At 67.4% G+C, this 10,514-nt stretch carries 11 protein-coding genes; 6 read left to right on the top strand and 5 right to left on the bottom strand.

Annotated elements, in window-relative coordinates; translation table 11 throughout:
• Positions 1-3 precede the first annotated feature (3 nt).
• Complete coding sequence (locus GPX89_RS37125; RefSeq protein WP_157392449.1) at positions 4-1,563, bottom strand: carboxyl transferase domain-containing protein; 1,560 nt, start codon at positions 1,561-1,563, stop codon at positions 4-6.
• An 88-nt stretch (positions 1,564-1,651) separates the two neighbouring features.
• Between GPX89_RS37125 and GPX89_RS37120 the strand changes: the two genes are divergently transcribed.
• From GPX89_RS37120 to GPX89_RS37110, 3 genes are all read left to right on the top strand, one after another.
• The gene (locus tag GPX89_RS37120; protein ID WP_328602737.1) at positions 1,652-2,245 is read left to right on the top strand and encodes an SACE_7040 family transcriptional regulator; all 594 of its coding nucleotides are present in this window, start codon (positions 1,652-1,654) and stop codon (positions 2,243-2,245) included.
• A 219-nt stretch (positions 2,246-2,464) separates the two neighbouring features.
• The gene (locus GPX89_RS37115) at positions 2,465-3,184 is read left to right on the top strand and encodes a hypothetical protein (RefSeq protein ID WP_157392448.1); all 720 of its coding nucleotides are present in this window, start codon (positions 2,465-2,467) and stop codon (positions 3,182-3,184) included.
• Complete coding sequence (locus GPX89_RS37110) at positions 3,181-3,756, top strand: hypothetical protein (protein WP_157392447.1); 576 nt, start codon at positions 3,181-3,183, stop codon at positions 3,754-3,756. Before GPX89_RS37115 ends, GPX89_RS37110 begins: the two co-directional genes overlap by 4 nt.
• Here GPX89_RS37110 and GPX89_RS37105 read toward each other — a convergent pair.
• Positions 3,753-4,514, bottom strand: coding sequence for an enoyl-CoA hydratase (locus tag GPX89_RS37105; protein WP_157392446.1), 762 nt, complete (start codon positions 4,512-4,514; stop codon positions 3,753-3,755). The genes GPX89_RS37110 and GPX89_RS37105 overlap by 4 nt on opposite strands.
• Positions 4,515-4,535: 21 nt before the next feature.
• Positions 4,536-4,979 (bottom strand): SRPBCC family protein, encoded by a 444-nt coding sequence (locus GPX89_RS37100; protein ID WP_157392445.1) that lies wholly within the window; start codon positions 4,977-4,979, stop codon positions 4,536-4,538.
• 70 nt (positions 4,980-5,049) lie between these two features.
• On the opposite strand from GPX89_RS37100, the gene GPX89_RS37095 reads away from it, so the two are divergent.
• On the top strand, positions 5,050-6,267 hold the full coding sequence (locus GPX89_RS37095; RefSeq protein WP_235948993.1) for a TetR/AcrR family transcriptional regulator: 1,218 nt from the start codon (positions 5,050-5,052) through the stop codon (positions 6,265-6,267).
• Here GPX89_RS37095 and GPX89_RS37090 read toward each other — a convergent pair.
• Positions 6,236-6,442 carry a hypothetical protein gene (locus GPX89_RS37090; RefSeq protein WP_157392443.1) on the bottom strand — a complete coding sequence of 69 codons (207 nt, stop codon included), beginning with the start codon at positions 6,440-6,442 and terminating at the stop codon, positions 6,236-6,238. The genes GPX89_RS37095 and GPX89_RS37090 overlap by 32 nt on opposite strands.
• 131 nt (positions 6,443-6,573) lie before the next feature.
• Between GPX89_RS37090 and GPX89_RS37085 the strand changes: the two genes are divergently transcribed.
• Together GPX89_RS37085 and GPX89_RS37080 are read left to right on the top strand one after the other, a co-directional pair.
• Entirely contained in the window at positions 6,574-7,449 is an 876-nt protein-coding gene (locus tag GPX89_RS37085) for an esterase/lipase family protein (RefSeq protein WP_157392442.1), read from the top strand.
• Positions 7,450-7,617: 168 nt separating this feature from the next.
• Entirely contained in the window at positions 7,618-9,339 is a 1,722-nt protein-coding gene (locus tag GPX89_RS37080; protein ID WP_328602736.1) for a hydroxysqualene dehydroxylase, read from the top strand.
• Between the two features lie 402 nt (positions 9,340-9,741).
• Here GPX89_RS37080 and GPX89_RS37075 read toward each other — a convergent pair.
• Positions 9,742-10,514, bottom strand: a 773-nt coding sequence (locus GPX89_RS37075; RefSeq protein WP_198347779.1) for an HNH endonuclease signature motif containing protein, incomplete at its 5' end; no start/stop codon positions are given.

Raw genomic sequence — 10,514 nt, 5'->3', positions numbered from 1 at the left:
TCATCACATCCGGAATACGCCGTAGGAGACGGGCTCGAGCGGGGCCTGCGCGCAGACCGAGAGGGCCAGGCCCACAACGGTTCTGGTATCGGCCGGGTCGATCACGCCATCGTCCCAGAGCCGGGCCGTGGAATAGTACGGATTGCCCTGCGCCTCGTACTGCGCCCGGATCGGGGCCTTGAACGCCTCCAGATCCGCCTCGTCCCGCCCGTTCTGCACGGTCGCCAGCACCGAGGCCGCCTGCTCGCCGCCCATGACCGAGATGCGGGCATTGGGCCACATCCACAGGAACCGCGGCGAATACGCGCGCCCGCACATGGAGTAGTTGCCCGCGCCGTAGGACCCGCCGATGACCACGGTCAGCTTCGGCACCCGCGCGCACGCCACCGCGGTCACCATCTTCGCGCCGTGCTTGGCGATGCCGCCCGCCTCGTAGTCGCGCCCGACCATGAACCCGGTGATGTTCTGCAGGAACAGCAGCGGAATCTTGCGCTTGTCGCAGAGCTCGATGAAATGCGCGCCCTTCATGGCGGATTCGGCGAAGAGCACACCATTGTTGGCGACGATCCCGACCGGGTGGCCGTGAATACGGGCGAATCCGGTGACCAGGGTCTTGCCGTATTCGGCCTTGAATTCCTGGAACTCGCCACCGTCGACGATCCGGGTGATGACTTCCCGCACGTCATAAGGCGTCCGCAGATCCACCGGCACCACGTCGTACAGCTCGTCCTGCGGCGCGATGGGATCCACCGGCGGCGCGACATCCCAAGGCGTCGGCGTCTTCGGTCCCAGCGTGGCCACGATGTTCCGCACGATCCGCAGCGCGTCCTGGTCGCTCTCGGCCAGATGATCGGTGACACCCGAAGTGCGCGAATGCAACTCGCCGCCGCCCAGCTCCTCGGCGGTCACGACCTCGCCGGTCGCCGCCTTCACCAGCGGCGGGCCGCCCAGGAAGATGGTGCCCTGATTGCGCACGATCACGGTCTCGTCGCTCATGGCGGGCACGTAGGCGCCGCCCGCGGTGCAGGAGCCCAGCACGGCCGAGATCTGCGCGATCCCCTTGGCGCTCATGGTCGCCTGGTTGTAGAAGATGCGCCCGAAGTGCTCGCGGTCGGGGAACACCTCGTCCTGCCGCGGCAGGTACGCGCCGCCGGAATCGACCAGGTAGACGCACGGCAGATTGTTCTGCAGCGCGACTTCCTGCGCCCGCAGGTGTTTCTTCACCGTCATCGGGTAGTAGGTGCCGCCCTTGACCGTCGCGTCATTGGCGATGATCACGCACTCGCGGCCCGACACCCGGCCGATGCCGCCGATGACGCCCGCGCCCGGGCATTCGTCGTCGTACATGCCGTTGGCGGCCAGCGGGGCCAGCTCCAGGAACGGACTGCCGGTGTCCAGCAGCTGGTCCACCCGCTGGCGCGGCAGCAGCTTGCCGCGCGCCAGGTGTCGTTCCCGGCTCTTCTGCGGCCCGCCCAGCGCACTGGCGGCCAGCCGCTCCCGCAGCTCACCCACCAGCGCGAGATGCGCGGCCCGGTTCCCGGTACGCGTGCCCTCGGTCAGCATTCGCTCCCCGCTCGGTTAGTCACCAATAACTGGAAAATAAGATAATCTTCACTAACTGAGTTGTCCAGCATCGACGAGAGGAGCCACGGTGAACAGCACGGAAACCGTTACCCTCACCCGTCGCGAGCAGCTCAAGGCGCAGCGACGGCAGCAGCTGCTGGACGCCGGGGCACGGCTCATCGCCGACCGCGGGTTCCTGGGGATGCGGCTCGACGATCTGGGCGCGGCGGTCGGCATCAGCGGGCCGGCGGTCTACCGGCACTTCCCGAACAAGGAAGCGCTGCTGGTCGAACTGCTGGTCGGAATCAGCCAGCGACTCCTGGACGGCGGCAAGGCCGTGGCCGAACAAGCGGGCACCCCGGAATCGGCCCTGCACGGCCTGATCGACTTCCACCTCGACTTCGCCCTGGGCGAGCCCGAACTCATCCGCATCCAGGACCGCGACCTGGAGAACCTGCCCGAATCGGCCCGCCGCCAGGTCCGGCGCACCCAGCGCCAATACGTCGAGGTCTGGGTCGCGGTGCTGCGCGAACTCCACCCCGATCTCCCCGAACCGGCCGCCCGCGTCCAGGCCCACGCCACCTTCGGCCTGATCAACTCCACGCCGCACAGCGCCCCGGCGACGCTCGCCACGCGGGCGCGACCGGTGCTGCGGCAGATGGCACTCGCCGCGCTGTCCTGAATTTCCCACTCATTCACGCCGAAATACGGATGTGATCTGCGCTGCACGCGATAGCGGGTCGTTTGACACGCCCCCATGAACACCGATCTACTGCGGCGTGAATTGCCTTACCGGAAAGCCGATTCCGTGACGCGGAATTTAGAACTCTGGTATGGCGCGCTACTGAAGGGTCGGGGAATACACGTGGCGAGACATCGCAGGCAAACAGGAACTCAGCGCTTGGCGGCGCGCGCGGCTATGGGCGTCGTCCCGATGGCCGCCCTCGTCACCGGCACCGCGGTCGCCCAGGCGGCCCCGCAATTCATCACCCCGCAGCCGGGCGTCACCAATCCGGCTCCGGCGCAACCGACTCCGAGCCCGGCCCAGCCCGGCGTGACGGACCCGCCGGCCGCACCCGCCGCCGTGCGCACCCCGCCCCCGGCCACCTATGTCTCGCCCGCCGATGACGCCAAGGGCGTCGCCCCGGACTCCGACTACAACGCGCCCATCCGCCAGGTCCCCCAGCACGACTACATCACCCCCATCCAGCCCGACACCCTGCACGCACCCGAGCCGACCCCGCAGGTCGCCGAGATCGTGCCGCAGCCCCGGGTCCTGCGCGCGGGCGATGTGTCCATCGAGGCTCCGGATCAGTTGAGCGCCGAGCAGATCGACCAGATCAATTCGACCTTCGCCCAGCCGGAAGCGCAGATCTCGCAGTTCGCGCGTTCGGTCGGCGTCGCCCCGAGCCGGGCCGACAGTGTCGCCTCGGGCGCGGTCGGCGGCGCGGTGACCGGTGCGCTGATCGGCTGCGCCGTCGGCAGCGCGCTCCAGATCGCGACGGCTCCGGTCGTGCTGTTCCTCACCCTGCCGCTCACCCCGCTCACCTGCGCCACCTGGGGCGCCACCGGGGGCATCGCGGGCGCGTTCATCGGCGCGGGCCAAGGCGGACTGCGATGAGGCGCGCGATGGCGGTGAGCGCACTGGCCGTGGGCGTCGCCTGCGGGGTCGCGGCAGCCGCGCCCGCACAGGCGAACCCCGCCCCCGTGACCGCCGTGCACGGAACCCAGAGCGGCATAGCGTATTCCGCGAGTCTGACTCCGGACGGCGTGGTCACCACCCTCGAATCCGGCACCTTCACCGCGAACACCGATGCCCGCGCGGTCATCGTCTCCGATGCCGCGGGCACGCCCGTCGCCGCCGTGCCGCTCAGCTTCACGGCCGCGGACCGGGAGATCACCCTGACGCCCGCCATCGAACAGAACGGGACCCGGCTCACGCTGCGCCCGACGGCCGCTCCGCTGCACGACATCGATTCCGATGCCCAGCAGCGCTGGAACGAGCAGGTTCAGCGCGGCGTCTTCGGCGCGCTCATCGGCGGCGCGATCGGCGGGGTCATCACGATTCCGTTCTGGATCTTCGTGCTGCCGCCGCTGCTCGGAATCGCCATCGGCGCGGGCATCGGTTTCCTCGCAGCGGGCGGACAGCCACTGATCGACGCGGGCATCGCCTACTTCACCGGACAGCCTTAGGCGGAACCGGAGATTCGAGCCTGGATCGCCGCCAGCCGGGCGGCGAATTCCGGGGACTCGAGCGAGGCCAGCTGCGGCACCACCTCGGTGCTCACGGCCTCGGCATGGGCCGCGATGGAGCGGGTGGCCCGCATGGTGCGCTTGGTGGTGATGAGCAGCTCGCGCGGGACATCGGCTGTGGCGGAGGCGAATTCGACGGCGGCCTCGACCAGGGCGTCATGGTCGCCGTCGACGACCCGATGCACGAGTCCGGCCTGCTCCGCGGCCGTCGCGGAGAGCACCTCGCCGAACAACGTCATGGCCGCCGCCTGCTGCGGGCCCACCGCGCGCTGCAGCATCCAGGTCATGCCGCCGCCCGGGTGGATCCCCAGCTTCAGGAAGCGAGCATCGAAGCGCGCCTTGGGATTCGCGAACCGGACGTCCGCTGCCAGCGCGAGGTTCAGCCCCGCGCCGACGGCTTGCCCGCCGACCGCCGCGACCGTCGGCAGCTTGCACCGCGCCACCGCGAGGAACCCCTCGTAGATGGCCCGCAGTCCCGCTTCCTTCGCTTCGCCCAGCGCGGTCAGGTTCGCGCCCGCGCAGAAGGCCGGGGGCGTGCCGGTCACCACCAGCGCGTGCACCGATTCGTCATGTTCCGCGTCGGCCACCGCGTCCGCGAGATCGGCGGACAGGTCCAGCGTCAACGCATTCCGCTTGTCGGGGTCGTGCACCGTCACGAGCGCCACCGAGTTCCGGCGCTCCACCTTGATCTCCGCCATGAGCCCAGATGGTAGCCCGGCTCACCCGCCGCGCAGTTCGCGCTCGGCGGTTCGCAACACCATGACGAAGCCGCCGCGCACGACGGGCAGGAACAGCCGGGTCCAGATGGGCGCCAGGAACGGCGCGGCGATCTCGAAGGTCGACGACCACCGCACCTTCGTTCCCGACGCACACGGCTCACAGGTGATGGAGCCCTCCTGATGTCGTAGCGGCGGAACGGAATTCAGCAGCCGATACCGCATCAGTCGCGGCGGCTCGTATTCGACGATCTCCTCGGTGAGCCGCAACAGCGGGGTCACCACCAGCCGCACCGCGCCCTCGCCGTTGCCCGCGGTGTGTCCCGGCCGCACCAGGGTGACGCGGCGAACCAGCGGGACCCGTTGGTAATTGGTGACATCGGTGAGCCAGTCGAAGACGTCGGACTGTGGGGCCGCGAGGGTGCGCTCAACACCAACCGTGCGCATGCGGGCAGCCTACGCCGCGCGCCCGCAACCAGCAGGAGATCAGATCATGCCTGGTGATTACCATTGCCGTATGACCGTCGAGGAGCAGCCGCAGCGCGTGATCCGCCGCCGCCCGAAGAACCGGCGCGCCCAGATCGCCGCCACCTCGGCCGCGGCCTTCGGTTCGCTCGGCTATCACGGCGTCAGCATGGAGGACATCGCGGCCCGCCTCGGAATCTCCTCGGCCGCACTGTATCGGCATTATCCGAGCAAGTACGCGCTCTTCCGGGAAGAGCTGCTGCGTCTGGCCCGCATCACCGCGGAATCGGCGACCCCGCCCGACGAGAGCGAGGACCTGTCGCCCCGCGATCGCCTGGACCGCGTCCTGGACAAGATGATCGCCGAGACCATCGCCAACCGCTCCACGGTGACGCTGGTGCGCTGGGAGCGCCGCTACCTCGACGACACCGACCGGGCCACCCTCGAGGACCAGTTCACGATCGCGCTCACCACCCTGCGCGCGCTGATCGGCGGCGTCCGCCCCGAGCTCGACGGCCACGACCGCGCGGTGCGCGCGGTGTCACTGCTCAGCGTGATCTCCAGCATCGGCGACCATCACGCCACCCTGCCCGCGAAATCGCTGACGGCCCTGCTGCATTCGGCCTGCGACGCCATCATCGACACCGACCTGCCGCCGGAGGGCACCGCGTCGGCCGCGCCGCGGGCAGTCGAGATCCCGCAGAGCTTCAAGCACGAACTGCTGCTCAAGAAGGCCGTCGAACTGTTCCACGCCCGCGGCTATCCCAATGTGAGCGTGGAGGACATCGCCGCGGCCGCCGACCTGTCCGCGGCGTCGGCGGTCTATCGCTACTACCGCAGCAAGGGCGACCTGCTGGCGGCCGCCTTCCGCCGCGCCGCGGACCGGGTGTCGGGCGCGATCGGCCCCGCGGTGGCCTCCTCGTCGAGTCCGGCCGAGGCGCTGAGCAAGCTGGTCGATCTCTATGTCGCCGGTTCGTTCGCCGAACGTGAGCTGACTTTCGTCTACTACGCCGAATTCGGCCACGTGTCCGCCGAGGAACGCACAATGCTGCGCAATGTGCAGCGGCTCATCGTGGCCGAATGGGTGCGGCTGCTGGTGGCGGTGCGCCCCGAATTGACCGAGGGCGAGGCGCGCATCCTGGTGCAGGCCGCATTCGGCCTGGTGGTCGACCTCGGCCGGGAATTCGGCGATCACCCGTCGATCTGCCCGCAGCCCAGGGTGATCCGCCTGATGGAAGTTACGCTGTTCGGATCGCGGCCACCGGCGTGAATGGCGCGTAATCGCGCACACACCCGTTATCCCACTCCCACAGCGAGATCGGATCGACGGCCACGCCGCTCTGCAATATGAGCCGCCAGCCGGCATCCTCCCGCTGCCAGATATCCCCGTCTCGGTCCCAGTAGAGGCCGATGATGTTCGGTTCGACGATGTCACTCCGGCTCATGGCATTCCTCTCATGGCTACCCGGCAACGAAATCGATAATCTCGGTTGGGGTTCTCCTCTGAGCAATATATTTGCCAAACATTCGCCTGTGCAGGAAGCTGCATGCGCGAGTCGAATTGACGGGTCACACATTGAGAATCAGAGCGAAGGTCGCCGTAGCCATTCTGAGCGCGGCAATGTTGTCCACGGCCACGGCGCAGGCCGCTCCGGACAGCGGATCGAGCAGCAAACCGCTCCCGGTAGGAGCCACCATCGAACCGCCGATCGATTGCGCACCCACCTCCGCGCATCCGTATCCGGTAGTCGTATTGCCCGGCGGCGACGGAGCTCCGGAGCAGACCGATGCCCAGTGGGCGACCATGCTCGGCGCATTGCGCGACGCGGGATACTGCACGGTGCTGTTCCAGGGCGGCATCGTCGAAGACAAGCGCTGGAACGGAGATATCCCCGGCGAGGCACAGCAGGTCGCTGATTTCATCGCGAAGGTCCGTGCGACCACGGGCGCGGACAAGGTCGAGATAGTCGCGCATTCCGCGGGAACCATCGTCACCAACTACTACCTGAAACTCCTCGCCGGAGCCCCCACGGTGAGCCACGCGGTCTTCATCACTCCGGAAGTCCGCGGCTGCGACGGCGCCGGAGTGTTCGGCATCAAGAACCCGCCCGTCACCCCGGTGCAATTGATGACCGCACTGCCGCTGCTGGCGTCCGTACTGGCCGCGAGCTCACCGGACATGGCGACCGCCATGCAGATGGCACCCACCTCTCCGGTCTACAAGTCCATCTTCGACACCCAGGTCACCCAGCCCGGCGTCACCTATTCCGTGATCGCCACCCGCAACGACCAATTGGCCACCCCCGCCCCCGCCTGCTCGACCCTGGACGAGCCCGGCGTGGTCAACGCCGTCTACGAGGACCTGTTCCCCGGTGCGGACGCGGTCGACCACTCCCTCATCCGCTCCAGCACCAACACCGCAGGGTGGGTCCTGCAACAGCTCAACCGCTGACACATCAAGAAGAATGTCCATCGACTTAGCGCCGAAAGATCCAGCGAAACCATCCATTCCAGCCGAGAACTGTCATTAACATAGCCGCCAGTTGCAGACCAACGGGCGGAGGCTCGCATGCGCCGGACACGACGACAGTTCATCCAGACGGCAGCCAAGGCGGGAGGGGTGGCGGCAGCACTGACACTGGCGCCCACCGGCGGCCGGGCCCACGCGGACCCCGGCCGCACGGTGGCGGTGTTCGGCGCCGGACCAGCCGGACTCACCACCGCACACGAGCTGGCCGAAAGAGGTTTCTCCGTCACGGTTTTCGAGAAACTCGCGGATTTCGGCGGCAAGACCCGCAGCATCTACACCCCCGACGGCCTGCCCGGCGAGCACGGTTTCCGCAGCTTCTTCGGCTTCTATCACAACCTGCCGGATACCTTGCGGCGCATCCCGTTCCCCGGCAATCCGCACGGCGTGTGGGACAACCTCACCCGATTGAACGCCGCCATGATCGCCGGGATGGGCCGGCACAACCTGACCATCCCGCTGCCGTTCCCGCTGCCCTTCAGCCAGTTCCCCGAGACACCGAAACAATTCGTCGATTCCATTGTGGCGGTGTTCGAAACCCTGTTCCGCCTACCGCCGCAAGAGGCCGTCTTCGCCGCGGAACGCCTGGCCGTGTACGTCTCCAGCTGCGACGAACGCAAACTCGGCCAGTGGGAGAAAATGACCTGGACCGACTTCGCCCGCCTCGACAACTCCTCCCCCGAATACAACCGCTTCCTCGGCGACGGCTTCATCCGAGAGCTGGTCGCCACGAAATCCCGCAACTGCAGCGCACATTCGATCGGCTTGGTCGGCGAGGAATACGTCTGGTCCCTGCTCAACCTGAACAATGACACCGACGGCAAGGGCAACGACCGCGTCATGAACGGCCCCACCAGCGAAACCTGGATCAACCCGTGGATCGACTACCTCCGCTCGATCGGCGTCACCTTCAACCAGGGCTACAAACTGACCGCCCTAACCAACGACGGAGCCCACATCACGGGAGCCACCGTCACCGACGCGAATGGGTCCCGCCACAACGTCGACGCGGATTATTACGTCGCCGCAATCCCTTTGGACAAATTCCCCGACGTCCTCACCGACGACCTCACCACCGCCGACCCCAGTCTCGACCGCATCCGGAATCTCCGGGCCGCCTGGATGGTAGGCATCCAATTCTTCCTCACCCGCCCCGCTCCCCTGGCGAACGGACACGTCGGATACAACGACGCGCCCTGGGGACTGACCTCGATCAGCGAAGCCCAATTCTGGCGACGATCAGTATCCAGCTACGGCGACGGCAGCGCACAGGAAGTCCTGTCCGCCATCATCTCCGAGTGGGACGAGCCCGGCACCTTCAACGGGAAACCCGCCCGACAATGCAGCCCCGAGGAATTGGCGCAGGAAACCTGGGCCCAGATCAAGGCACACGTAAACCACGACGGCGACAACCCACTCGCCGACGACATGCTCCGCGCCTGGCAAATCGACCCCGCCCTCACCAACGCCGGAACCCCCGACATCGCCTACGACGACGCCATATTCATCCAGAACCCCGGCTCCTGGGACGACCGACCGAACGCGTGGACCAACCTCGACAACCTCTTCCTCGCAGGCGACTGGATCAAAACCCAGATGAACGTCGCCTGCATGGAAGCCGCCAATGAAGGCGGCCGGCTGGCCGCCAACGCCGTCCTCCACGCCTCGGGCTCCGGCCAGCCCGAAGCCCAGATCACCCCCCGCTTCCGAATGCCGCTCTGGGAACCACTGAAAGCGGTAGACCTCCAGCTCTACCGCGCAGGCCAACCAAACGCCTTCGACATAATCGACCGCCACTACCCCACGGTGAGGTAGGAGCCAATGCTGCGGTCCCAGCCTCCGCAAGGCCCGAACCGCGTTAACCTCCCCGCGCGGATGCCCGAGTTGTCGGGTTCCACCCCCGCCCTTGCGTCGAGTGGCACATTTTTCCGGATGAACCGGACATAACCCCTCGATACTGTGCCACTCGATGAACGAGAGGGCGTTTGGGGTGTTTTGGTTTTGGGTTTTGGGTTTTGTCTTTTGTCTCGAGAAGGTGATCCGTGCAGTCCGTGGGCCGGTAGGCGAGGTGACGGCTCCCAACCCGGCGTCAGCCCAAGTCCGGTAGGGCAGGCGAGGCGACCACACTTCAGGTACCTCCGATCGATGCGCAATCCCGTTGCCAGTTCATGCGCCCTGGAAGTCTTCCCCCGGGTTACCTGACCTCGAGCATCTGAATCACATGTTGTGCCGAGCCCGCCGGGCAATACGGTCAGCACGTCGCTGTGCGGGTGTGGTGTAGACGTGCGCCCATTCGGTCAGCTCGTTGACCGCGAACCCCGGATCCCACACCGACCCAGCCGGTTCGGCATCAGGCACCCCGGCAGCGGTGACCGGCGGCACGAACACCGTCGGGAACAGGAACGGCACCCCTTCGGGAGTGGTGGTGGCCGATTCCCCGGTGGGCGTGACCCATTCGACTTCTCGGCCCGGGTGGTGAATGACCTGCCATTGGTTGCGATGGTTGTCGGCGTGGGTCTTGAGCCGATGATGGCGGCGACACCGGGCCCCGAGGTTGTCTTCGGTGGTGCGACCTCCGTGGGCGGGGTCATGGTGGTCGAAGCGGTCTTGATGGTCCAGATCGGTGGCCGCGGCCGGGATCTGACAACCCGGGGCACGGCAGGTCCCGTCGAGGGCCCGCACGCGCGCGGCGACGCGGGCACCGGGACGGTACCGCAATTCCGTTTCCGCGCAAGGGGTGTCGCCCGCGCTGGGTTCGTCGGGTGTCTTCTGGTCGGGGATGCCGTTGACGGAGGTGGTCTCGGTCGTGGCGGCGGGTGTCGCACTGGTATGGGCAGGCGCTGCGTGAGTGTCGTCCGTCTGTGCGGTGGTGGTGTCGGTGATGATGTCGAAGCGGGCATGGCGGGCAAGCTGACGAGCCAGATCCGCATCGATCGCACCGAACCCCGCCAACAACGCCGGATTGTCGCGCAACCCGGCCAGAGTCTCGG

The organism is Nocardia terrae, from assembly GCF_009760405.1.
In the GTDB taxonomy this organism is placed as follows: Bacteria; Actinomycetota; Actinomycetes; order Mycobacteriales; family Mycobacteriaceae; genus Nocardia; species Nocardia terrae.
This window is presented reverse-complemented; position numbering and strand designations above follow the sequence as displayed.

Coding starts and splice junctions, on each gene's coding strand:
- GPX89_RS37125 (WP_157392449.1), bottom strand. CDS start 1,563: ATGCTGACCGAGGGCACGCGTACCGGGAACCGGGCCGCGCATCTCGCG.
- GPX89_RS37110 (WP_157392447.1), top strand. CDS start 3,181: ATGAGGCGCGCGATGGCGGTGAGCGCACTGGCCGTGGGCGTCGCCTGC.
- GPX89_RS37105 (WP_157392446.1), bottom strand. CDS start 4,514: ATGGCGGAGATCAAGGTGGAGCGCCGGAACTCGGTGGCGCTCGTGACG.
- GPX89_RS37100 (WP_157392445.1), bottom strand. CDS start 4,979: ATGCGCACGGTTGGTGTTGAGCGCACCCTCGCGGCCCCACAGTCCGAC.
- GPX89_RS37095 (WP_235948993.1), top strand. CDS start 5,050: ATGACCGTCGAGGAGCAGCCGCAGCGCGTGATCCGCCGCCGCCCGAAG.
- GPX89_RS37090 (WP_157392443.1), bottom strand. CDS start 6,442: ATGAGCCGGAGTGACATCGTCGAACCGAACATCATCGGCCTCTACTGG.